This is a genomic window from Streptomyces sp. NPDC048142, from assembly GCF_043202835.1.
GTDB lineage: Bacteria > Actinomycetota > Actinomycetes > Streptomycetales > Streptomycetaceae > Streptomyces.
Genome location: NZ_JBIDBC010000005.1, coordinates 225,403 through 247,323 on the forward strand (window position 1 = coordinate 225,403; position 21,921 = coordinate 247,323).

The following is a 21,921-nucleotide window of genomic DNA, read 5'->3' on the forward strand; positions in this document are numbered from 1 at the left end:
CAAACCCCTCCAAGGGCTGTCCCGTCATCCCTGGCGGGACAGCCCCTAGCTCAGATAGGCGGGCATGCTCACAGGCAGAATAAATCGGAACTCGGCTCCGCCGCCGGGTCCCCGGTCGACCGTGATCGTGCCGCCGTGCGCTTCGACGATGCCCTTGACGATGTAGAGGCCCAGGCCCGTGCCGCCGCGCTTGCTTCCCCGCCAGAAGCGGGTGAAGACGCGGCCCATCGACTCCTCGGGGATGCCGGGGCCTTCGTCGCTCACGGTGACCGCCGTTCCCATCTCGTCGCACGCACCCGGCGCGGGTGCGGGGGCGATCTCAATGGTGACGGTTCCCTCGCCGTGGCGCACCGCGTTTTCCAGGAGGTTCCCGAGGACCTGGTCGACCTTGTCGGGGTCGGCCCACAGGGCGGGCAGGGGCCCCCGGGCGCGGACGTGGAAACGCTCGGGGGCCTGGCCGCCCGTGATGAGCGCCTGGATGTGCCGTGCCACGGCGGCGGAGACATCGACCGGCTGGCGGCGCAGCTCCAGCCGGCCGGAGTCGATCCGGGAGATGTCGAGCAGCTCGGCGATCAGCCGGGTGACCCGGCCCGCGTCCGCGTCGACGGTCTCCAGCATCAGCCGCTTCTGGTCGTCGGTGAACCTCTCCCACTTGGCGAGCAGGGTCGCGGTGAACCCTTTGACCGAGGTCAGCGGGGAGCGCAGCTCGTGGGCGACGGTGGCGATCAGCTCGGCGTGGCTGCGTTCGGTACGCCGACGGGCCTCGGTGCCGCGCAGCGAGACGACGACCCGGCGCACCGGGCCGAGCGGATGCTCACGGACGTACCGGGCGGAGACCAGCACCTCGCTGCCGCCGGGCAGCAGCAGGTTGCGCTCGGGCTGGCCGCCGCGGGTGGCGAGACCGCCGTACGGGTCGGTCAGCGTCCACCAGCGCTTGCCCTTGAGGTCCTCCAGCGGGAGGGCGGCCTCCAGCGGGCGGCCGATCGCTTCGGCGCGCGGGGTGGCGGTGATGCGGGCGGCGGCGGCGTTGAAGCAGATGACGTGGCCGCTCTCGTCGGCGACGACGAGACCGTCGGGAAGGTCGTCCGGGTCGAGGCCGAGGCCGGCCGCCGGACCGTCCGGCTCCTCGCCCGCAGCGTGTGGTGCGGTGCTGTGCGCCGGTCGCGGCGAGCTCATGCCGACAGCCATCTTCCCGTATCCCCACCTCTCGAACCGGTGCAGTGGGCCCCCGAGTTCGTCACCCTACTAGGCGGCGGCGAACCGGCGACACCCTGCGGGGGCGCGGAGAGGAGTGCGCCGGTGGGAAGGGCGCGGGAATGGCCGGGATCATGTGCTGACGGGCCGTGGGAGAGGTGCGGTGTCAGAGGCTGTCCGCCCCGAGGTCACCCGACAGCCCTACGCGTCGGGGGCGCGCCGCGGGCGCTGCGCGCGGGCGGAGGCGTAGAGGCAGACGGCGGCGGCGGTGGCGAGGTTGAGGCTCTCCGCCTTGCCGTGGATGGGGACGCGGACGACGGCGTCGGCGAGCGCGCGGGTCTCCTCGGGGAGCCCCCAGGCCTCGTTGCCGAAGACCCAGGCGGTGGGGCCGCCCATGGTGCCCGCGTCGAGCTCGTCGTCCAGGTCGTCGGCCCCGGCCCCGTCGGCGGCGAGGATGCGCACCCCGGCCTCGCGGAGGCCCTGCACGGCCTGTTCGACGGGGACGCCGACGGCGACGGGCAGGTGGTAGAGCGAACCGACCGAGGCGCGTACGGACTTGGGGTTGTAGAGGTCGACGGAGGCGTCGGTCAGGATCACCGCGTCCGCGCCCGCGGCATCCGCGCAGCGCAGTACGGTACCGGCGTTCCCGGGGTCGCGTACGTTGGCCAGAACGGCCACCAGTGTGGGCTTCGCGGCGAGGATCTCCTGGAACGGGGTGTCCAGGAAGCGGCAGACGCCGATGAGGCCCTGCGGGGTGACGGTCTGCGAGACGTCGGCGAGGACGTCGTCGTCGGCCAGGTGCACCCGGGCGCCCGCCGTGTGGGCGGCCTCGACGATGTCGGCGTACCGGTCGGCGGCCTCGGGGGTGGCGAACAGCTCGATGAGGGTCGGCTCGCCGTCGCCGCCCCGGTGCGCGGCGGCCTCGCGTACGGCCTGGGGCCCCTCGGCGATGAACCTGCGCTCCTTGCCGCGGAAGTTGCGGCGGGCCAGCCGGCGGGCGGCGGCGACACGGGGGGAACGCGGGGAGATCAGTTCGGGGGTGCCCATGGTCGGCGGCGAGCCTCTCTGCGTACGGCTGTGGCGGTGTGGGGGTGCGTCGGCGGGTCAACGCACCGGACCCGCAGACGGCGTGCGCCTGCGGGTCCGGTTCGCTACCTGGAAGGGGGTGCCTGGATCAGGCGGCCTTCGGGGCGTTGACGTCGCTCGGGAGGGCCTTCTGAGCGACCTCGACGAGGGCGGCGAACGCGTTGGCGTCGTTGACCGCGAGCTCGGCCAGGATCTTGCGGTCCACCTCGATGTTGGCGGCCTTCAGACCCTGGATGAGGCGGTTGTACGTCATGCCGTTCTGGCGGGCAGCGGCGTTGATGCGCTGGATCCACAGCTGACGGAAGTCGCCCTTGCGCTTCTTGCGGTCGTTGTAGTTGTAGACCAGGGAGTGGGTGACCTGCTCCTTGGCCTTGCGGTACAGGCGCGAACGCTGCCCGCGGTAGCCCTTGGCCGCCTCGAGGATTGCCCGGCGCTTCTTGTGGGCGTTGACTGCCCGCTTGACGCGTGCCACTTGTTAACTCCTTGTAGCGGGGCCGTGGGTGTCTTCACACGGCCCGGAAACGAATTGGTCCCGGTGTGATCGAGGTCGTGCCTCCGGGGCGAGCCGGAGGCCGAGCCTCACTTGCCGAGAAGCTTCTTGATCTTCTTGGCGTCGGCCGGAGCCACGACGACCGTGCCGGTCAGCGAGCGGGTCTTCTTGGACGACTTGTGCTCGAGCAGGTGGCGCTTGCCGGCCCTCTCGCGGAGCACCTTGCCGGAGCCGGTGATCTTGAAGCGCTTGCTGGCACCGCTGTGCGTCTTGTTCTTCGGCATCGCGCCGTTCTCTCCTCGTCAGTGGCGCCCCTCACGGTGCGGGGCACCGGACTGCAGGGGCGTCAGATCTCTATGGGATTCCGGGGGGACCCGGGGCCGCCTGGATGGCGGCCCCTGAGGTCACGCCTCGGAAGGTGTCTCGGCCGGAGCCTCGGCCGCTTCGGCCGGAGCCTCGGCGGTGTCGCCCTCGGACGGTGCGCCGGTCGTGCCCTGACGCTCCGCCTTGCGGGCGGCCTGGGCCTCACGGGCCTCGGCCATGGCTTCGGTCTTCTTCTTGTGCGGGCCCAGAACCATGATCATGTTCCGGCCGTCCTGCTTCGGGTTGGACTCGATGAAGCCCAGGTCCTCCACGTCCGAAGCGAGACGCTGGAGCAGTCGGAAGCCCAGCTCGGGGCGGGACTGCTCACGACCACGGAACATGATCGTGATCTTGACCTTGTCGCCCTGCTTGAGGAACCGGACGACGTGACCCTTCTTGGTGTCATAGTCGTGCGGGTCGATCTTCGGCCGGAGCTTCATCTCCTTGATGACCGTGTGCGCCTGGTTCTTGCGCGCCTCACGGGCCTTCATGGCCGACTCGTACTTGAACTTCCCGTAGTCCATGAGCTTGCACACGGGCGGACGGGCTGTCGCCGCCACCTCGACCAGGTCGAGGTCATACTCCTGTGCGAGTTCCAGGGCCTTGGCAAGCGGAACAATCCCGACCTGCTCGCCACTGGGACCGACAAGTCGGACCTCGGGAACGCGAATCCGGTCGTTGATGCGGGGCTCGGCGCTGATGGATCCTCCTCGGTAGCACCACGCGACCGCCTGGCGGACAGCCGCGTAACGTCTTATAACGTCAAGACCAACCGAGCCGGAAGCACAAAAATGCCCCGGACGGGACACAGGCGAGGCTCCAGGAACTACCGGAGCACGCCGCGGTCAACCGCGGGGCGCATCGGACGGCTCCATCGTCCGTACGGAACGATGGGGACCGCCTGACCGGTGACCCGCCGTCCGGTGAGGACAGCCAGGTGGGAGATCGGAGCCTCCACTTGCGGGCCGGGCATATAGATGTCCGGCCGGTCGTTACACAAGGTTAGCAGCCCGGTCCCGGGTGCGCTAATCCTGCGACTTCCGGCATCATCTCCTGCGGCTGCCTGCGGCGTCGCCGCTGTTGCCCGTCCTGGCATCGTCCCTGCGCCTGCCCCGGCATCGTCCCTGTATCTGTCCTGGCATGGCCCCAGCGTCTGTCCCGGCATCCCGGATGTCCTGGCGCGATCCCGGACACGCCTCCCGCGCGCGGGAGGGCGATGGCCTGGCCTTATCGTGTGGGCATGAGTGACGCGACCCCCAGCAGTGAGAACCCCGGCTTCGACGACATGGCCCGCGATATCGCGGAGGTCCCCGCGGTCGAGGTGATCGTGACGGTCGCCGTCAACCTGATGAGCGCAGCCGCCGTGAAGCTCGGCCTCACCGAGGAGGGCGAGCAGCACAAGGACCTCGACGAGGCCCGCAAGCTGGTCCAGGCGCTGGCCGGCCTGCTGGACGCGAGCGCCACGGAGATCAGCACCTTCCACGCCTCGCCGCTGCGCGACGGCCTGAAGTCGCTCCAGCTCGCCTTCCGTGAGGCCTCGCTGGTGCCGGACGAGCCCGGCCACGGTCCCGGTGAGAAGTACACCGGTCCCGTCTACGGCTAGCCGCACCCCTCCCCCGTACGTCCGGGAGCCCGCCGTCCCCCGTGGGGCGGCGGGCTCCCGCGTGTGCGCGGCGGCCGGGACGGTTCGCGGTTCCTCGGCCGGCGTCAGATGCCGTCAGATGGCGTCCTCGGTCTCCTCGGGCGGCACGTTGGGGTAGGGGTGGGTGAGCCGGTGGACGTAGGCGGCGATCACTCCGCCGACCAGGGGCGCGACGAGGAACAGCCAGAGCTGGGAGAGCGCCGCGCTGCCCGCGAAGAGCGCCGGGCCGAGGCTCCGCGCCGGGTTGACCGAGGTGCCGGTCAGCGGGATGCCCACCAGGTGGATCGCGGCGAACGCCAGGCCGATGGCCAGCCCGCCGAAGCCGGTGACCGCCACTTTGCGGGTCACCGCGAGGACGACGTGGACGAGCAGGAACGTGAGCATCACCTCGGTGAGGAACGCGCCGCCGATGTTGATGCCGACGGTCGAACGGTCGCCGTAGCCGTTGCTGCCGAACTCGCCGCTGGTCTCCAGACCCGGGATCTGCTTGGCCAGCAGGAACAGCAGGGCCGCGCCGACGATCGCGCCGAGGATCTGAGCCACCCAGCGCTCGACGGCCGCACGGATGCCGATCCTGCCCGCCATATACATGCCCAGCGTCACCGCGGGGTTGACATGGCAGCCGGAGATCGGGCCGAAAGCGTAGGTGAGCGCGAGGAGGGTGAAGCCGAAGGTGAGGGCGATGCCCACCGTGCCGAGGTACTCGACGGCGAGCACCGCGGACCCCACGGCGAAGAACACCAGCAGCAGGGTGCCGAGGAACTCTGACGCCACGATCCGCGTCTTCATGCAACCACCTCGCGAGCTTGGTCGGTTGGTCGGATTTATCCGAGTTCCCGATCATTCTCACGGCGGCGGGAGCTTCGCGCTCGTCGGGCCGCAACCGGCCGGGCGCGTCAGCGGGCGAAGAGAGGCTCCCCCGGGGTGACCGTACCGGCGGGGAGGAGGGCCAGGTCCAGGCCGCTCACCAGCCGGGCCCGCAGCACCTCGCTGGACGACAGCGCGCGGGCGATGCGGCGGGCCGCCTCGGCGGGCACCGCGTCCGGGGCGAGGACGAGCGCGAGGGTGCCGTCCGCACTGCCGGGCCCGAGGTGGGCGCGGACCACGGCGGGGTCGGCGGCCACGGTCTCCCGTACGGCGTCGATGACCGCGGGGTCCTGGAGCGGGTCGGTGGTGGTGCGGTTCTCGGCGAGGGCCAGGAGTGCCTGCCCGCTCAGCTCGAAGGCGACGGGCCCGGCGAGGTCCAGCACGACGGTGTCGGCCTTCTCGTGGGCGGCGGCCTGGAGGGCCTGGTGCAGCGGTACGGCGACGGGGCGCGCTTCGGGGTCCCAGCGGGCCAGGGATTCGGTCGAGGTGAAAGCGGGAAGCGCACGCCGGTCGCCGGCCTGAAGGGTGGGTACGGCCATGTCGCTGGTCTTCTCGCGCCGGAGACCGCTCCCCCGTCGCCCGCCGGCGCCCTTCCCGGGAGCTTCGCCCCCCTCGTGGCCGCCCTCCTCGACCTCGCCGAGCACGGCGACGACCGGGACCAGGAGCCGGGCGTCGCGCAGGGCCGCGAGGACCGGGCCGACGGCGCTCCGGTCCCGGGACCAGGCGTCCAGTGCCCTGGCCAGGGCGGGGGACGCCGAGCCGTCGTCGTCGGAGAAACCGGGGTCCGGGATGTTCTTGAGCTCCACGGGACGAGGGTAGTGCCTGGGGTCCTGCCGCTTGCCCGCAGGTGGGGCCGGAGGCGAAGCCCAGCGCTCCGTCACCCGGGGGGCAGGCGTCGGCCTCGGTGCGCCGTCGCCGGGGGGCGGGCGTCGGCCGTGCTCGGCCCGGACCTCGCCTTGTGGCGGTGGCCGTGGTGCCCTGCGGGGACGCCGCGCGACGACGCGTCCGGCAGCGATCCGGATCCGGGCCCGCGCGGCGACACGTCCACCGGCGACCCGGATCCGGCCCCGCGCGACCGGACGAGCGCGGTGTCCGGGGCGGCCCGGTGCGGCCTGGTGAGGTGTCCGGTGCGGCCCGGTGCGGTGATGAGGTGGTGCGGGCCGTCCGGGGGCGGCGTGTTCAGCGGCGGCCGGGGGCGTTCCGGCCGCGCCACAGGACGACGGCGGCGGCCAGCAGCGCCGCGCCGAGGCCGCCGGCGAGCGGAGCGGCCCAGTTGGCCGTCCCGTCGGCCGTACGAGCCGGGTCCGGGCCGTCGCCGAAATACCGCCCCTGGTGTCCTGCCGGCGCGGCCTTGGCGTCCAGGTCCGCCGGGCGCAGCCGGGAGCCCGCCTCGATGGCCTCCGCCGGGTCGACGATGCCGTAGCCGCGGGCGTCGTCCCGGCCCTGGGCGGGGGCGTCGCGGGCGGTGTCGGCGAGGAGCTTCTTGATCTGGGCCGGGCCGAGGCCGGGGTGGGCGGCACGGACCAGGGCGACGGCCCCGGAGACGAAGGCGGCGGCCGCCGATGTGCCCCACTCGATGTAGTAGTGCCCGTCCGGGTTGGCCACCACGATGTCGACGCCGGGGGCGCTGACGGTGGCGTACCAGCGGCGGGTGGAGAACGAGGCGTGCGTGCCGTATTCGTCGACGGCGGCGACCGCGATCACTCCGGGGTAGGCGGCGGGGTAGGAGATCCGGTCCCCCTTCTCGCCGCCGTTGCCCGCCGAGGCGACCACGGGGACGCCCTTGGACAGGGCGTACTGGATGGCCGCGTCCTCGCCGGGGTCGGGGTGGGCGGACTTGCTGTCGTCGCCCAGGGAGAGGTTGATGACGTCGGCGCCGTTGTCGGCGGCCCAGCGGATGCCGTCGGCGAGTGCGGCGCCGCGGGACTTGCGGGCCTTGGCACGGGCCGGGTCCTTGGACTCCAGGATCACCCGGACCGGCAGGATCCGGGCCTCGGGGGCGATGCCGAGGACGCCGTCGGCGCGCCCGGGGCCGTTGCCGCGTCCGGCGATGATCCCGGCCATCGCGGTGCCGTGCAGGGCCCAGGCGGAGTCGCCGCGGGCGGCGCCGAAGCCGACGAGGTCCTTGCCGGGGAGCACCTGGCCCGCCAGGTCGGGGTGGGCGTCGTCGACCCCGGTGTCCAGGACGGCGACGGTGACGCCCTGCCCCCGGGTGGTCTCCCAGGCCCGGTCCGTGTGCAGGGCCTCCAGGGCCCACTGCTGGTCGCGGATGGCGTCCGCGTGGGCGGGTGCGACGGAGGTGAGGGCGAGGACGGTGGCGGCACAGACCGCGGCGAGGACGCGGTGGGGTCGTCGGGTCATCCGGGCTGCTCCGTGAGGTCGGCGACGGTCGTACGCAGTCCGCGCTCCACCCGGTCCGCGATCCCCTTCGCCTCGTGGCCGAGCCCGGCCTGGGCGATGTCCGTGGTGGCGCCGGACGCCATGGCGGCCGGCGCGGGCTGCGGGTCGGCGACGGGGCGCCCGTCCGCGAAACCGGAGACGGCGACGACGACGACCGGGATCTCGGTGAGCGGGTTGACCGTCCAGCTGGCGCGCTGCCCGTCGCCGAAGGAGGCCGCGAGGGTGCCCTCGGGGGCGTACGTACGGGGCATGAGGTCCTTGCGCGCACCGAGCTTCTGCCCGGTGAACCGGGTGCGCAGGGCCTGCATGCCCGCGGCGTCGGCCTCGGTGAAGACCAGGCCGACGGTGGTGACGGCGGAGCGGGTGGCGTCGGTGTAGGTGGCACGCACCAGCCGTTCGCAGCCTACGGACCGGAGCGTGGTCAGGAGCAGCGGGTCGAGTCCGTCGGTGCAGGTGCTGTCGGCGGCGACGGCGAGCCGGGTCCAGGTGCGGTGGGTGCCGCCGGGGCCCGCGCCCCTGCCCTGGAGGGTGCGCGGGAACAGCGTGTCGACGGGGACGCTGTGCCAGGCGCTGCGTGTGGTGGTGTAGGGGGTTTGGGTGGTCTCGGCCGAGGAGTCGCCGGTCAGCCAGGCTCCGGTGGCCGCGCCGCCGATCAGCCCGAGGCCGAGCACGACGCAGGCGGCGGCCGCCGGCGTACGCCACCGCTGCCGGGGCCGGACCGGCCGCAGCCGGGTGGTGGTCTCGACGGGGGTCTCCGGGTAGCCGTAGCGGACCGGCACCCGGTAGCCGCCGGGCGGTGGCGGAACGGCTCCCGGCGCGGGCGTCAGGTCCACGGCCCCGACGGGCCTGCGCCGGGTGACGGGCGGCGGGCCTGGGGGCGTGGGGCTCGCGGGGCTCGCGAAGGGCGGGCCGGGGGGCGTGGGGCTCGCGGCGGGCGGCGCAGGCGTCCTGGCAGGCACGGGCCGCTGGACGGGCGGGGCCTGGGGGGCGGGCGGGGCCATCCGGGTGGAGCGGGTCGGTGCGGTCTGAGGGGCGTGTGGGGCCTGCTGGGTCAGTGCCACCTGCGGGACCTGCGAGGTCGGGGAGGCCGGCGGGGCAGAACCGGCCGGTGCGGACGACGGGGGCGGTGGAGCCGGGGAGGCCGGCGGGGCGGAGCGGACCGGCGGGGCCTGCCGGACATCCGGGGCCGAACGGACCTGCGAGGCCTGCGAGGTCGGAGAAGCCGACGAAGCAGAACCGGCCGGCGCGGCCTGCGGAGCAGAACCGGCCGGCGCGGGCGGCCGAGCCGGAGAGGCCGACAGGGCGGAACGGACCGGCGGGACCTGCCGGACATCCGGGGCCGAACGGACCTGCGGGGCCTGCGGGACCTGCGGGGCCGGGGCCGCAGACGGGCCGGAAGCCGCCGACGGGCCGGGGCCGGCCGGCGTAACCGGGCGGGTCTGCGGGGTCTGCTCAGCCGGGCCCTGAGGAGCGGCCGCTCCCCTCGGGGCCGTAGCGGCCAGACGGGCCACGGGCACGCAAGCAGGTACCGGAAGCGCCGAAGCAGGTCCCGGGTGCGCCGAAGACGCCGAAGCAGGAACCGGATGCACCGAGGGCGACGAAGCGGGTACCGGGGATGCCGAAGGCGACGAAGCGGAGGAAGGGGCCGAAGCGGGGGCAGGCGTCGTGGGAGGGGTGGTCGGGCGGGGCGGCACAGGGGTGCGCTGCGCTTCGGTACTCATCCGGCCCCCTGCTTACACGTCCTCGTACCGACCACGGATCACCGCCGCTGACAGGCCCGTTGGTGCTCGCGTGCAGGTCACTCTACGGGCTGCGGGCGGGCGGCGGGGAACGGGACGCCCCGGTCGGCGGCGGGATCTGTCCTGATCGTCCCCTACCCAGCCGCAGCGGCTCTCTGGCAAGCTGCGGCCATGACTGCCCGCCCCGCTGACCGGACCCGGTACGACCGGGCCACCGCCCATCTCGACGCCCCGATCGCGATCGTCGATCTGGACGCGTTCGACGCCAACGCCGACGATCTGGTGCGGCGGGCGGCCGGGAAGCCGGTCCGGGTGGCGAGCAAGTCGGTGCGGTGCCGGGCCCTGCTGGAGCGGGCGCTCGCACGTCCCGGGTTCGCCGGGATCATGTCGTACACGCTGGCGGAGTCGCTGTGGCTGGCGCGGGCCGGGTTCGACGACGTCCTGCTGGCCTACCCCTCGGCCGACCGGGCCGCGTTCGCCGGGCTGGCGGCCGATCCGAAGCTCGCCGGGGCCGTGACGGTGATGGTCGACGACCAGACCCAGCTGGAGCTGATCGACGCCTCCAGGGCGGGCGGACAGGAGGAGATCCGGGTCTGCCTGGAGCTGGACACCTCGCTGCGGATGCTGGGCGGCCGGTTGCGGATCGGAGCGCTGCGCTCGCCGCTCCGCTCCCCCGCGCAGCTCGCCGAGCTGGCCCGCTCGGTGGCCCGGCGGCCGGGCTTCCGGCTGGTGGGCCTGATGGCGTACGAGGGACATGTCGCCGGGGTCGGGGACGCGTTGGCGGGGCGGCCGTTGCGGTCCCGGGCGATCCGGCTCATGCAGTCCGCCGCCCGCAAGGAGCTGGCCGTGCGCCGGGCCGAGGTCGTGCGGGCGGTCCGGGCGGTCGTGCCGGACCTGGAGTTCGTGAACGGCGGCGGTACGGGCAGCGTCCAGCACACCGCGGCCGAGGCCGCGGTGACCGAGATCGCGGCCGGATCGGGGCTGTACGTGCCCCGGCTGTTCGACAACTACACGTCGTTCACCGGCCGCCCGGCGGCCCTGTTCGCGCAGCCCGTGGTGCGCCGGCCGGGCGTGGGCGTCGTGACGGTGCTCGGCGGCGGCTATCCGGCGTCCGGCGCGGCCGGGGCGGACCGCTCGCCGGTGCCGTATCTGCCGGAGGGGCTGCGCTACGACGCGCAGGAGGGCGCGGGCGAGGTGCAGACGCCGCTGCTGGGCTCCCCCGCCGACGACCTGCTGATCGGCGACAAGGTCTGGTTCCGGCACGCCAAGGCCGGCGAGCTGTGCGAGCGCTTCGACACGCTGCGCCTGATCGAGGGCGACCGGGTCACGGCGAGCGTTCCGACGTACCGGGGCGAGGGGCAGACCTTCCTCTGACCCGGCCCGGCCCCGCCTGACATGCCCCGGCCTGGCCCGACTCCGCCCGATCCGGCCTGCGGCGTGCGTGGGTTCAGGGGCCGATCGACGCGCCCACGCCACTGCTCGTCCCGCTCCCGCCGAGCGGCCGGATGCCCTGGGTGATCGTGTCCATCAGGGAGAGCGGCAGCCCGGCGACGTCCGCGTCGAAGACGAAGCGGACGATCACCGGGGTCTCGGTGCCCACCGAGGACGGGAAGGCGAGGGACTGCACGTACCCGCCGGGCCCCTTGCCGGTGGTGACCTGCCAGCGCACCAGATAGCCGGTGCGCCCGGCGACGGTCAGCTCCTGCGCCTTGAGTACCTTGTGGGACCTGATGCCGCCGTGGGTACGCCGGCCGAGGCTGTCCTCCTCGTAGGCCTTGTCGGCCGCGGTGACGATGTCGCGCTCGGCCAGCACCTTGGGGTCGGTTCCGCCGCCCTGGGCGGTGCGGGTGGTGACCGTGCCGTGGTAGCAGAACGACGCGGCGCCGGGGCAGTCGTAGGACTGTTCGGTGCGGATGGTGGGGTCGTCGTCGGAGGTGCTCTCCGGCTTCTCCCAGCCCTCGGGCACCGGCAGCGTGACCCCGTTGAGCTGGTCGACCAGGACGGCGGGGTCCTCGTCCGGGTCGGGCTCGGCGGAGGCGGCGGCGGTGGCCGTGGGGGTGGTGACGGGGAGCGGGGCCGATGCGGTCGTCGTCGGTGCCGCCGGCGTACCGCCCTCGTCGCGGCCCAGCAGCACCGCGCCGGTGACGGCCGCGCCCAGGACCAGCACGCCGGAGAGCGTGATCGCCAGGACCTTCGTACGATGGCCGCCGCCGGATCCGTCGTGGGGGTCGCGCCCGTGCGGGAGCGGCAGCGACGGCGGGCCGAACTCCGCCGGTGCGGGCGGCTGTCGCGGTCCGGCGTGGGCGGCCGGGGACGGGCGGGTGTGCGCGGTCCAGGCCGCGCCGTCCCACCAGCGCTCAAGGCCGGGCGCACCCGTGTCCGGATACCAGCCGGGCGGCGTCGCGTAACTCATGCCCACACTCTAGAGTCCGGCTCCGACAGGGCCCCCGGGGTTCCCCGCCCGCTCGGGTCAGGCGTCCCGGCCGGTCAGGGACAGCAGATCGCGGGCGGGGCCGGTGGGGCGGTGGCCCCCGGGCCAGACGGCGCGCAGTTGGCGGCGCAGCCGTACGCCCGCGACGGGGACCTTGACCAGACGGCGGGACGACAGCTCCTCGCCCAGGGCGAGTTCGCTCAGGACGCAGGGGCCCGCGCCGCTCTCCGCCGCGCCCTTGACCGCCGTGGTGGAGGAGAGTTCCAGCAGGGGCTCGGCCAGTCCGCCGTGCACGGCGAGCGCGGCGTCCAGGACCTGCCGGGTGCCCGAGCCGTGTTCGCGCAGGATCAGCGGGGTGACGGCGAGCTCGCCGGGCAGCAGCGGGGTGCGGCGGCGGGCCCAGGGGTGGCTGGGGGCGACCACGACGACGAGGCGGTCGTGGGCGATGACGGTGCCGTCGAGGCCCTCCGGTATCGACAGGCCCTCGACGAAGCCGAGGTCGGCCTCCCCGGTGACCAGACGGCGGGCGACGGCCGCGGAGTTGCCGACGAGGAGCGAGACCGCGGTGTCCGGGCGCTCCCCGCGCAGGGCGATCAGCCAGCCCGGCAGCAGGTATTCGGCGATCGTCATGCTGGCGGCGACCCGCAGCCGGGAGTCGCGCCGGTCGCGCAGCGCCTGGGCGCCCGCGTCGAAGGCCTCCGCCGCCTCGACGACCCGGCGCGCCCAGTCGGTGACCAGGGCGCCCGCGTCGGTGAGCCGGGAGCCGCGCGGGGAGCGGTCCAGCAGGGCGACGCCGAGCTGCCGCTCCATGGACCGGACGCGGCTGGAGGCGGCAGGCTGGGTGATGCCGACGTCCCGGGCGGCCCGTCCGAGGCTGCCGTGCCGGGCGACGGCGAGCAGCAGTTCCAGCGCCCCGAGGTCGGGAACCCGGTGGGAGAGGGGGATGCGGGGTGCGTGTGCGTCGTCGCCGGTCATAAAGCCAGCTTATGACCTCATAGGGACAGGGTCCCTGGCGGGCGGGGGCCCGGCCGCCAAGAATCGTGGCATGGCCATCTTTCCGCAGACCCGGACCGCTGTACCGCCTCCCGCCGCCGCTCTTCCCCCGCAGGGGACGGACCCGCGGCCGGGCGCACGACGGCTGCCGTCCCTGCGGCACATCGGCCCGAACTGGTACGCGAGCGTCATGGGCACCGCGATCGTCGCGAGCGCCGGCGCGGCGCTTCCGGTGGACGTTCCCGGACTGCGCGCCGCGTGCACCGTCGTGTGGGCGCTGTCGGCCGTGCTGCTCCTGGCCGTCCTCACCGCACGGGCCGGGCACTGGCTCTGTCACCGCGACCAGGCCCGCGCCCATCTGCTGGACCCGGCCGTCGCCCCGTTCTACGGCTGTCTGTCGATGGCGCTGCTGGCCGTCGGCGGGGCCACGCTGACGGTGGGCGCGGACGTGGTGGGCGTGCGGGCGGCGCTCGCGGTGGACGTGGTGCTGTTCGTGGCGGGTACGGCGATCGGTCTGGTGGCCGCGGCCGTGGTGCCGTATCTGATGGTCGTACGCCACCGGCCCGCGCCCGGGACCGCGTCGCCGGTCTGGCTGCTGCCGCTGGTCGCGCCGATGGTGTCGGCCTCGCAGGGCGCGCTGCTGGTGCCCCGTCTCCCGGCCGGGCAGGGGCGTGAGGCGCTGCTGCTGGCCTGCTACGCGATGTTCGGCCTGTCGCTGCTGGCCACGCTGGTGGTGCTGCCGCTGGTCTTCTCCCGGCTGGTCCACCACGGTCCGCTGCCGCTCGCGCTGACCCCGACGCTGTTTCTGGTGCTGGGGCCGCTCGGGCAGTCGACGACCGCCGTCAACCAGCTGGCCGACGTGGCTCCGGGCGCGATCGGGGCTCCCTACGCCTCCGCGTTCGGCGCGTTCGCCGTGCTGTACGGGGTGCCGGTGATGGGCTTCGCGCTGTTGTGGCTGGCCCTGGCGACCGCGATGGTGGTGCGGGCCGCGCGGGACGGCATGGGGTTCGCGATGACGTGGTGGGCGTTCACCTTCCCGGTCGGTACGTGTGTGACCGGGGTGGCGGGTCTGGCGCGGCACACCGGTCTCGACGCGCTGACCTGGCCGGCGGTGGCGCTGTACGGGGTCCTGGTGGCGGCGTGGGCGGCGGCCGGGACGCGGACGGCTCTCGGGGTGCTCAGCGGAGCGCTGACGGCAGCACCCGTGCCGCCTCGGCCAGCGACGGCCCGTACCAGGTGAGCAGCCGCCCGTCGACGAGTACGGCGGGCAGGGCGGGGAAGGCCTCGGGTCCGTCGTCCGCGGTGAAGCGGTACGGCTCGTCGGGCAGTACGACCAGCTCGGCCCCGGAGGCGTTCAGCTCGTCGAGCGGGATGCGCGGGTAGCGCTCGGCGTGGTCCGCGTACACGTTGCGGATGCCGAGGCGGGCGAGGAGGTCGCCGGCGAAGGTGTCGTGGCCGAGGACCATCCAGGGCCTGCGCCAGATCGGCACCGCGGCGGGACGCGCACTTCCCGAGGGCGCGCGCAGGTCTGCCCAGGCGGCCTCGGCCTCGTCCAGCCAGCGGGGCCGGGCGAGCCCGCAGCGCTCGACGAGGACGTGGTGCAGTTCGGCGAAGGCCTGCTCCAGAGTGCGGACCTCGGTGACCAGGACGTCGATGCCGGCGGCCCGGAGCGCGTCGAGGTCGGGGGCCCGGTTCTCCTCCTCGTTGGCGATCACGAGGTCGGGGGCGAGGGCGGTGATCGCGGCCACGTCCGGGTTCTTCGTGCCGCCGATCCGGGCGGCGGTGAGATCGGCGGGGTGCGTGCACCAGTCGGTGACGCCGACGAGCAGCCCGGGTGCGGTGCGGGCGACGGCCTCGGTGAGCGAGGGGACCAGGGAGACGGCGCGCACGGACAGGCCTTTCACGGGTGGGCCCGGTTCGGTACGGGCCGCAGCGGATCAGTACGGGCGCAGGGGCGCGAGTACGGGCTCAGGGACTCGGTACGGGCGCGGGGACTCAGTACGGGTGCGGGCTCAGGGACTCGGTACGGGCTCAGCGGCGCGAGTCGAAGGTGGCGTCGATGTGTTCGGCCACCGCGACGACCAGGAGCCGGGTGCCGGGCACGGTGGCACGCCAGCGGTGGCGGACCCCGCCGGAGAGGAACAGGGTGTCGCCGTGCTCCAGGCGGTGGACCTGGCCCTCGGCCTCGACGTCGACGGCGCCCCCGACGACGTACATCAGTTCGTCGTTGCGGTGCTGGAACTCGCGGCCGAGGTCCGGCTCACCGGTGAACTCCAGGGCGCTGAGCTGGTGCCGGCCGCGCACCAGGCGGCGTACGCCCTCGCCCTCCTCGGCCCGGACGACGTCCACGGCGCGCGCGGAGTCGGCGGCGGCCCGCAGCCGGCCGGTGGTGGTCTCCAGTGCCTCGGCGACCCGGTCGAGGGAACGGGCGCTGGGGCGGGCGCGCTCGTTCTCGATCTGGCTGAGGAAGGGCACGGAGAGGCCGCTGCGCGAGGCGACCGCGGCCAGCGTGAGTCCCAGGGTCCTGCGCCGTCGGCGGACGGCGGCGCCCACCCGCGGTGTGTCCTTGTCGTCCATGTCCCAGCTCCCTCCCGCCCCCGCCATCCTCCCGGTTGCCAGCACCTTACGCACATGGTTGCGCACGACGTCCGGTAAACGACCTCCGGGCAGCCGGAAGGGGTGGCCCCGCCCGAAGGCGGGAGCCACCCCTTGCGACCTGTGCTTTCGTGCCCGTGGGACCCCTACTGGGGTGCCATGGTGTCCGCGATGCCCGGATTCTCGTCCATCCAGGCCTTCACGGCTTCCTCCTCGTGCCCCACGCCGTGCTGCTGGATCTCGTTCTCCAGGCCGCCGAGCTGCTCCTCGGTGAGCTCGAAGTCCTTGAACCACTCCGTCAGCTGCGGGTACAGCTCCGGGAACTCCTTGGAGGCGATGGTGTGCAGCCGGTCGCCGTCACCGAACGTCTTCTTGGGGTCCTTGAGCTTGGTCATGCCGAACTCGTTGTACGCCCAGTGCGGGGTCCACAGCAGGACCGCGACAGGCTCCTTCTTGGCGTACGCGCGCTTCAGCTCGGCCAGCATGCCGGGCGTGGAGGAGTCGAGGACCTCGTACTCCTTGTCCAGGCCGTACTGCGGCAGGACGTTCTTCTTGAGGTTCTCCATGGCGGCGGCGCCGGGCTCGATGCCGACGATCCGGCCCTTGAACTCGGAGCCCTTGCCCTTGAGGTCGTCGAGGGTCTTGACGTCCTTGACGTAGTCGGGGACGGCGACCTCGACGGAGGTCGGCCCGTACCAGGAGCCGATGTCGGTCAGCTGGTCGCCGTACTTGTCCCAGTAACTCTTCTGGGTGTACGGCAGCCAGCCGTCGAACTGCACGTCGATCTGGCCGCGCGACATCGCCGCGTACATCGGGCCGACGTCGAACTGCTTGAGGTTGATCTTGTAGCCGCGCTCCTCCAGGACCGCCTTCCACAGGTACGTGGCGGCGATGTCCTCCTCCCAGGGGAACCAGGCGACCTCGACGGCACGGTCACGCTCGTCCTTGCCGTCGGCGGCCCGGTCGCCCTTCGGGACCGGGGACCACTTGTCGGCGACGCCCGGGTTGGCCTTCAGCCAGGTGCGGACGGCTTCCTGCTCCTTGCCGGAGCCGGACTTCTGGATCTGGGCTTCCAGGCTGGTGAGCTGGTCCTCGGTCATCTTGAAGCTCTTCAGCCACTTGCTGACCACGGGGTTGTCTTCGGAGAAGCCCTTGCGCGCCAGGGTGTGGACGCCGTCGCCCTCACCCCACAGGCCCTTGGGGTCCTTGAGCTTGGTGAGGTCGTACTCGTTGTACGCCCAGTGCGGCGACCAGAGCGGAACGACGATCGGTTCCTTCTTGGCGTACGCGCGCTTCAGCTCGGCCAGCATGGACGGCGTGGAGCCGTCGATGAGCTTGTACTCCTCGTCCAGGCCGTAGCCCGGCAGCAGCTTGTCCTTGAGCAGGCCCATCTCGCCGGAGCTCGGCTCGATGCCGACGATCCGGTCCTTGAACTCGGACGCCCGGCCCTTCAGGTCGTCCATCGACTGGACGTCCTTCATGTACGCGGGGACGGCGAGCTCCAGCGACGTCGGGGCGAACCACGCGCCGAGGTCCTCCAGGCGGTCCTGGTACTTCTCCCAGTAGCTGGCGTGGGTGACCGGCAGCCAGGAGTCGGTCTGGAAGTCGATCTGCCCGTTGGCCATGCCGGTGTACAGGGCGCCGGCCTCGTACTGCTTGACGTCGACCTCGTAGCCGCGCCGCTCCAGCATCTCCTTCCAGAGGAAGGTGGAGGCGATGCCCTCGTCCCAAGGGATGTAGCCGATGCTGACCTTCTTGCCGTCGCCGATCCGCGCGGGCTCGCCGGCGGTGTCGTCCTTGGAGCCTCCGAAGATGCTCATGCTGCCCGCGACGAGCGCGAGGACGACGATGCCGACGGCCGCGATGCGGGGCTGCGGCCGGTAGGTCCAGATCTTCCAGCCGTCGGCCATGGCCTGGGCCTTGGCGACCGCGCGGCGGCCCAGCGGGGAGACCTCGGTGCCGAGGGCGCCCGTCATCCGGTCCAGGTACATGGCGAGGATGACGATGGAGATGCCCGCCTCGAAGCCGAGGCCGACGTCGACGTTGCCGATGGCGCGGTAGACGGAGCCGCCGAGGCCGCCGCCGCCGACCATGCCCGCGATGACGACCATGGACAGGCCGAGCATGATGACCTGGTTGATTCCGGCCATGATCGTGGGCAGGGCGAGCGGCAGCTGGACGCGCAGCAGGGTGTTGCGCGAGGTGGTGCCGAAGGCCTCGGCCGCCTCGACGAGTTCGCCGTCGACCTGGCGGATGCCGAGTTCGGTCATCCGGACGCCCGGGGGCAGCGCGAAGATGATGGTGGCGATGATGCCGGGGACCACGCCGACGCCGAAGAAGATGACGCCGGGGATCAGGTAGACCATGGCGGGCATGGTCTGCATGAAGTCCAGGACCGGCCGGGTGATCGCGCTGACCGTCCTGGACCGGGAGGCCCAGATGCCCAGGGGCACGGCGATGACCAGGGTGACGAGCGTCGCGACGAGCACCAGGGTGAGGGTGTCCATCGCCTCGTCCCACAGCTCGACGGAGTCGATGAGGGCGAACCCGACGAAGGTGAGCAGGGCGGCGGGCAGCCCGCGCAGCCACCAGGCGATGACGGCGACGATGCCCGCGAACAGCAGCGGCGCGGGGGCGGACAGCACGGCGGCTATGCCGTCGAACATGCCGCTGACGATGGAGCTGATGGCGTCGAAGAGCCAGGCGAGGTGGGTCTGCAGCCAGTCGACCGCGGAGTCGACCCATTCGCCGAGGGGGAACCTAAACACGTGCCACCTTCTTCACGCCGTCCGCGGTCGCGGGCCCGGCGTCGCCGGGGGCCTCGGCCGGGGTCATCGGCTCGCCGAGGACGGCGAGCAGCCGGGAGCCGGGGACGACGCCGACGAGCTTGCCCTCGGAGTCGGTCACGGCGACCGGGTTCGCGCTCTGCGAGCAGGGCGCGAACAGTTCGATGATCGGCGTGGCCTCCGGGACCGTGGCGGGGGCCGCGGCGAGCACGTCCTGCGGGGTACGCAGTTCCTTGCCGTCCGCCGCCTTGGTGCCCATCACGGTGTGCGGCTCGGCCATGATCGCGCCGGCGGTGAGCACCCGGGAGCGGTCGACGTCCTGGGTGAAGGAGGCGACGTAGTCGTTGGCCGGGGTGACGAGGATGTCCTCGGCGGTGCCGAGCTGGACGATCTCCCCGTCGCGCATCACGGCGATCCGGTCGCCCAGGCGCATGGCCTCGTTGAGGTCGTGGGTGATGAAGACGATGGTCTTCTTCAGGCGCTTCTGGAGCTCCAGCAGCTGGTCCTGCATGTCACGGCGGATCAGCGGGTCGAGCGCGCTGAAGGACTCGTCCATGAGCAGCAGGTCGGCGTCGGTGGCCAGGGCGCGGGCGAGGCCCACGCGCTGCTGCATACCGCCGGACAGCTCGTCGGGCCAGGACTTCTCCCAGCCTTCGAGGCCGGTGAGCCGGAGCGCCTCGGCGGCGCGCACCTCGCGCTCCTCGCGCGACACGCCCTGGACCTCCAGGCCGTACGCGGCGTTCTCCAGGACGCTCCGGTGGGGGAAGAGCGCGAAGTGCTGGAACACCATGCTGATCTTGCTGGAGCGGACGTGCCGCAGGTCGCGGGGGCTCAGGGCGGTGAGGTCCTGGCCGTCGAACAGCACCCGGCCCGCGGTGGGGTCGAGCAGACCGTTGAGCATCCGCAGCAGGGTGGACTTGCCCGAGCCGGACAACCCCATGACGACAAAGATCTGCCCCGGTTCCACGGTGAACGAGGCATCGATCACCGCTGCGGTCGTTCCGTCTGCGCGCAACTCGTCGCGGTCGGTGCCGCTTTCGAGCTTCCGTACGGCTTCGTCGGGTCGTCTGCCAAAAACTTTGTACAAGTGTTCGGCTTGCAGCCTGGACACATACACCTCACGCGTTGAACCGAAAAACGGTCTGCCACCCCCGCCGGCAGACCGTGGAGCGGTGCGGGTTCGGTCCGCGTGGCACATGCACTGGTTGAAAATGCGAAGTGGTTCGCTCCGGTGGCGCGCCTGCCCTCGCTTACACGAGCCAAACACGACAGTGACCCAGGTCACCGGCCTGCGACAGAGGGGCAGTAAGCGATTACCCGAAGCGACTGTGGGTGCGGTGGGGCATCATCGGGTCTGTGACGCGACGCCTGATGCTCCTCGACACCGCTTCCCTGTACTTCCGCGCCTACTTCGGCGTGCCCGACTCGGTGCGCGCGCCGGACGGGACACCCGTGAACGCCGTGCGCGGACTCCTCGACTTCATCGGCCGCCTGGTGCACGACCACCGGCCGGACGATCTGGTCGCCTGCTGGGACAACGACTGGCGTCCGCAGTGGCGGGTCGACCTGATCCCGACGTACAAGGCGCACCGGGTGGCCGAGGAGAAGCCCGCCGGACAGACGGACGAGGAGGAGATCCCCGACACGCTGTCCCCGCAGGTCCCGATCATCGAGGACGTGCTGGCGGCCCTGGGGATCGCCCGGGTCGGCGTCACGCCGTACGAGGCGGACGACGTCATCGGCACGCTCACGGCGCGGGCGACCGGACCGGTGGACATCGTCACCGGCGACCGTGATCTGTATCAGCTGGTCGACGACGCCCGCCAGGTGCGCGTGCTCTACCCGCTCAAGGGCGTCGGCACGCTCCAGATGACCGACGAGGCGTGGCTGCGCGAGAAGTACGGCGTGGACGGCGCGGGGTACGTCGACCTGGCGCTGCTCCGCGGCGACCCGAGCGACGGGCTCCCGGGCGTCCCCGGCATCGGCGAGAAGACGGCGGCGAAGCTGCTGGACGCGTACGGCGATCTCGACGGGATCATGGCGGCGGTGGACGACCCGAAGGCGAAGCTGACCCCGTCGCAGCGCAAGCGGCTGGACGAGTCGCGCGCCTACGTGGCCGTCGCGCCGAAGGTGGTCCGGGTGGCCGGGGACGTCCCGCTGCCCGACTTCGACCCGGCGCTGCCGCGCGAACCGCACGACCCGGCCGCCCTGGAGGCGCTGGCGGAGCAGTGGGGGCTGGGCGGAGCACTCCAGCGACTGCTGACCGTCCTTCAGCACTGAGGTGTTAGCTTAGGTATACCTAAGTCTTCGAACCAGGGAGTACCTCGTGGCAGAGCGGCCGGCTCGGCAGGGACCCAAGGCCCAGGGGGCGCAGGTCGTGCGCACCGAGCAGATCACCCCGCACATGGTGCGGGTGGTTCTCGGCGGCGAAGGGCTCGCGGACTTCGCTCTCTCCGGCTTCAGCGACCACTACATCAAGCTGTGCTTCGCGCCCGAGGGCGCGGATTACGCGCACCCGTTCGACATCGCCGCCGTCCGGGAGGACTACCCGCGCGAGCTGTGGCCCACCACCCGTACGTACACGGTGCGTTCATGGGACCCGGTCGCCCGGGAGATGGCTGTCGACTTCGTCGTGCACGGCGACGCGGGCCTCGCCGGTCCGTGGGCGCAGCGGGCCCGGGTGGGCGAGCAGGTGACCTTCCTCGGCCCCGGCGGCGGTTACGTTCCCGAGGCGTCGGCGGACTGGCATCTGCTGGTCGGCGACGAGAGCGCGCTGCCGGCGATCGCGGCGTCGCTGGAGCAGATGCCCTCGGGCGCGGTGGTGCACGCCTTCGTCGAGGTGCCGGACGCCTCGGAGGAGCAGAAGATCGTGACGCCCGACGGAGTGACCGTGACGTGGCTGCACCGGGGCGGCCGGCCCGTGGGCGAGCTGCTGACGGCCGCCGTGAAGGGGCTGGACTTCCCCGAGGGCGAGGTCCAGGCCTTCGTGCACGGGGAGGCGGGCTTCGTGAAGGAGATCCGCCGGTATCTGCGCGTGGAGCGGCAGATCCCGCTGCCGCAGCTGTCGATCTCGGGCTACTGGCGCCTCGGCCAGAACGACGACGCCTGGCGCGCCGTGAAGCGCGAGTGGAACGAGCAGGTGGAGCGCGAGCAGGAGAGCGGCACGACCGCCGCCTGACTCCACCGCGCACCGAGCGGCCGGCCCCTGCCGTGGGCCGACCCGCTCGGCGGCCGACGCGTAAAGCCCGTGCTCGGCCAGGTGCGCAGCGCTCCGCGCAGCGGCACAGCCGCAGGACGTGGCTCGGGGATGCCGGTGGCGGTGTGGCGGACCGCGC

20 protein-coding genes are annotated in these 21,921 nt (G+C 72.8%); 5 read left to right on the plus strand and 15 right to left on the minus strand.

Features of this window, described 5'->3' with window-relative positions:
* Window positions 1-45: 45 nt before the first annotated feature.
* The 5 genes from ACGF2Y_RS09745 to infC form a co-directional block, all read right to left on the minus strand.
* The gene (locus ACGF2Y_RS09745) at window positions 46-1,188 is read right to left on the minus strand and encodes an ATP-binding protein (protein WP_392944643.1); all 1,143 of its coding nucleotides are present in this window, start codon (window positions 1,186-1,188) and stop codon (window positions 46-48) included.
* Between the two features lie 207 nt (window positions 1,189-1,395).
* Complete coding sequence (locus tag ACGF2Y_RS09750) at window positions 1,396-2,241, minus strand: TrmH family RNA methyltransferase (protein ID WP_392944645.1); 846 nt, start codon at window positions 2,239-2,241, stop codon at window positions 1,396-1,398.
* Between the two features lie 127 nt (window positions 2,242-2,368).
* On the minus strand, window positions 2,369-2,752 hold the full coding sequence (gene rplT, locus ACGF2Y_RS09755) for a 50S ribosomal protein L20 (RefSeq protein ID WP_007457565.1): 384 nt from the start codon (window positions 2,750-2,752) through the stop codon (window positions 2,369-2,371).
* 107 nt (window positions 2,753-2,859) lie between these two features.
* Window positions 2,860-3,054, minus strand: coding sequence for a 50S ribosomal protein L35 (rpmI, locus tag ACGF2Y_RS09760; RefSeq protein ID WP_003970213.1), 195 nt, complete (start codon window positions 3,052-3,054; stop codon window positions 2,860-2,862).
* Between the two features lie 120 nt (window positions 3,055-3,174).
* A complete protein-coding gene (infC, locus tag ACGF2Y_RS09765) occupies window positions 3,175-3,891 on the minus strand; it encodes a translation initiation factor IF-3 (protein WP_392944763.1) in 717 nt (238 codons plus the stop codon).
* A gap of 482 nt (window positions 3,892-4,373) precedes the next feature.
* Between infC and ACGF2Y_RS09770 the strand changes: the two genes are divergently transcribed.
* Entirely contained in the window at window positions 4,374-4,736 is a 363-nt protein-coding gene (locus ACGF2Y_RS09770) for a DUF1844 domain-containing protein (RefSeq protein WP_010057174.1), read from the plus strand.
* 114 nt (window positions 4,737-4,850) lie between these two features.
* On the opposite strand, the gene ACGF2Y_RS09775 is transcribed toward ACGF2Y_RS09770, so the two are convergent.
* The 4 genes from ACGF2Y_RS09775 to ACGF2Y_RS09790 all read right to left on the minus strand — a co-directional run bounded on the left by ACGF2Y_RS09775 (window position 4,851) and on the right by ACGF2Y_RS09790 (window position 8,875).
* Window positions 4,851-5,564, minus strand: a complete 714-nt coding sequence (locus tag ACGF2Y_RS09775) for an MIP family channel protein (RefSeq protein ID WP_392944647.1) — start codon at window positions 5,562-5,564, stop codon at window positions 4,851-4,853.
* A 107-nt stretch (window positions 5,565-5,671) separates the two neighbouring features.
* Entirely contained in the window at window positions 5,672-6,448 is a 777-nt protein-coding gene (locus tag ACGF2Y_RS09780; RefSeq protein WP_392944649.1) for an SseB family protein, read from the minus strand.
* Window positions 6,449-6,821: 373 nt separating this feature from the next.
* A complete protein-coding gene (mycP, locus tag ACGF2Y_RS09785) occupies window positions 6,822-8,003 on the minus strand; it encodes a type VII secretion-associated serine protease mycosin (RefSeq protein ID WP_392944651.1) in 1,182 nt (393 codons plus the stop codon).
* Complete coding sequence (locus tag ACGF2Y_RS09790) at window positions 8,000-8,875, minus strand: hypothetical protein (protein ID WP_392944653.1); 876 nt, start codon at window positions 8,873-8,875, stop codon at window positions 8,000-8,002. The genes mycP and ACGF2Y_RS09790 overlap by 4 nt, the downstream gene beginning before the upstream one ends.
* A gap of 1,077 nt (window positions 8,876-9,952) precedes the next feature.
* On the opposite strand from ACGF2Y_RS09790, the gene ACGF2Y_RS09795 reads away from it, so the two are divergent.
* Window positions 9,953-11,155 (plus strand): amino acid deaminase/aldolase, encoded by a 1,203-nt coding sequence (locus ACGF2Y_RS09795; protein WP_392944655.1) that lies wholly within the window; start codon window positions 9,953-9,955, stop codon window positions 11,153-11,155.
* 73 nt (window positions 11,156-11,228) lie between these two features.
* On the opposite strand, the gene ACGF2Y_RS09800 is transcribed toward ACGF2Y_RS09795, so the two are convergent.
* Entirely contained in the window at window positions 11,229-12,194 is a 966-nt protein-coding gene (locus ACGF2Y_RS09800; protein WP_392944656.1) for a DUF2510 domain-containing protein, read from the minus strand.
* Between the two features lie 57 nt (window positions 12,195-12,251).
* Complete coding sequence (locus ACGF2Y_RS09805) at window positions 12,252-13,187, minus strand: LysR family transcriptional regulator (RefSeq protein ID WP_392944658.1); 936 nt, start codon at window positions 13,185-13,187, stop codon at window positions 12,252-12,254.
* 70 nt (window positions 13,188-13,257) lie between these two features.
* Between ACGF2Y_RS09805 and ACGF2Y_RS09810 the strand changes: the two genes are divergently transcribed.
* Window positions 13,258-14,445, plus strand: coding sequence for a TDT family transporter (locus tag ACGF2Y_RS09810; RefSeq protein WP_392944660.1), 1,188 nt, complete (start codon window positions 13,258-13,260; stop codon window positions 14,443-14,445).
* Here the strand turns inward: ACGF2Y_RS09810 and ACGF2Y_RS09815 are convergent.
* The 4 genes from ACGF2Y_RS09815 to ACGF2Y_RS09830 all read right to left on the minus strand — a co-directional run bounded on the left by ACGF2Y_RS09815 (window position 14,384) and on the right by ACGF2Y_RS09830 (window position 19,697).
* Entirely contained in the window at window positions 14,384-15,094 is a 711-nt protein-coding gene (locus ACGF2Y_RS09815) for a helical backbone metal receptor (protein ID WP_392944764.1), read from the minus strand. The two genes, ACGF2Y_RS09810 and ACGF2Y_RS09815, sit on opposite strands and share 62 nt — an antisense overlap.
* 142 nt (window positions 15,095-15,236) lie before the next feature.
* Complete coding sequence (locus ACGF2Y_RS09820; protein WP_392944662.1) at window positions 15,237-15,782, minus strand: helix-turn-helix domain-containing protein; 546 nt, start codon at window positions 15,780-15,782, stop codon at window positions 15,237-15,239.
* 164 nt (window positions 15,783-15,946) lie between these two features.
* Window positions 15,947-18,568 carry an ABC transporter permease/substrate binding protein gene (locus tag ACGF2Y_RS09825; protein WP_392944664.1) on the minus strand — a complete coding sequence of 874 codons (2,622 nt, stop codon included), beginning with the start codon at window positions 18,566-18,568 and terminating at the stop codon, window positions 15,947-15,949.
* Window positions 18,561-19,697 carry a glycine betaine/L-proline ABC transporter ATP-binding protein gene (locus ACGF2Y_RS09830; protein ID WP_392944666.1) on the minus strand — a complete coding sequence of 379 codons (1,137 nt, stop codon included), beginning with the start codon at window positions 19,695-19,697 and terminating at the stop codon, window positions 18,561-18,563. Before ACGF2Y_RS09830 ends, ACGF2Y_RS09825 begins: the two co-directional genes overlap by 8 nt.
* A 260-nt stretch (window positions 19,698-19,957) precedes the next feature.
* Between ACGF2Y_RS09830 and ACGF2Y_RS09835 the strand changes: the two genes are divergently transcribed.
* Together ACGF2Y_RS09835 and ACGF2Y_RS09840 are read left to right on the plus strand one after the other, a co-directional pair.
* The gene (locus ACGF2Y_RS09835; RefSeq protein WP_392944766.1) at window positions 19,958-20,866 is read left to right on the plus strand and encodes a 5'-3' exonuclease H3TH domain-containing protein; all 909 of its coding nucleotides are present in this window, start codon (window positions 19,958-19,960) and stop codon (window positions 20,864-20,866) included.
* Between the two features lie 46 nt (window positions 20,867-20,912).
* Window positions 20,913-21,764 carry a siderophore-interacting protein gene (locus ACGF2Y_RS09840; protein ID WP_392944668.1) on the plus strand — a complete coding sequence of 284 codons (852 nt, stop codon included), beginning with the start codon at window positions 20,913-20,915 and terminating at the stop codon, window positions 21,762-21,764.
* The last annotated feature ends 157 nt before the right edge of the window (window positions 21,765-21,921 follow it).

What these genes read in the sequence shown, in the direction of transcription:
- ACGF2Y_RS09770 (WP_010057174.1), top strand. Translation starts at nt 4,374, where the DNA reads ATGAGTGACGCGACCCCCAGCAGTGAGAACCCCGGCTTCGACGACATG.
- ACGF2Y_RS09795 (WP_392944655.1), top strand. Translation starts at nt 9,953, where the DNA reads ATGACTGCCCGCCCCGCTGACCGGACCCGGTACGACCGGGCCACCGCC.
- ACGF2Y_RS09835 (WP_392944766.1), top strand. Translation starts at nt 19,958, where the DNA reads ATGCTCCTCGACACCGCTTCCCTGTACTTCCGCGCCTACTTCGGCGTG.
- rpmI (WP_003970213.1), bottom strand. Translation starts at nt 3,054, where the DNA reads ATGCCGAAGAACAAGACGCACAGCGGTGCCAGCAAGCGCTTCAAGATC.
- ACGF2Y_RS09775 (WP_392944647.1), bottom strand. Translation starts at nt 5,564, where the DNA reads ATGAAGACGCGGATCGTGGCGTCAGAGTTCCTCGGCACCCTGCTGCTG.
- mycP (WP_392944651.1), bottom strand. Translation starts at nt 8,003, where the DNA reads ATGACCCGACGACCCCACCGCGTCCTCGCCGCGGTCTGTGCCGCCACC.
- ACGF2Y_RS09810 (WP_392944660.1), top strand. Translation starts at nt 13,258, where the DNA reads ATGGCCATCTTTCCGCAGACCCGGACCGCTGTACCGCCTCCCGCCGCC.
- ACGF2Y_RS09750 (WP_392944645.1), bottom strand. Translation starts at nt 2,241, where the DNA reads ATGGGCACCCCCGAACTGATCTCCCCGCGTTCCCCCCGTGTCGCCGCC.
- ACGF2Y_RS09800 (WP_392944656.1), bottom strand. Translation starts at nt 12,194, where the DNA reads ATGAGTTACGCGACGCCGCCCGGCTGGTATCCGGACACGGGTGCGCCC.
- ACGF2Y_RS09745 (WP_392944643.1), bottom strand. Translation starts at nt 1,188, where the DNA reads ATGGCTGTCGGCATGAGCTCGCCGCGACCGGCGCACAGCACCGCACCA.
- ACGF2Y_RS09820 (WP_392944662.1), bottom strand. Translation starts at nt 15,782, where the DNA reads ATGGACGACAAGGACACACCGCGGGTGGGCGCCGCCGTCCGCCGACGG.
- ACGF2Y_RS09805 (WP_392944658.1), bottom strand. Translation starts at nt 13,187, where the DNA reads ATGACCGGCGACGACGCACACGCACCCCGCATCCCCCTCTCCCACCGG.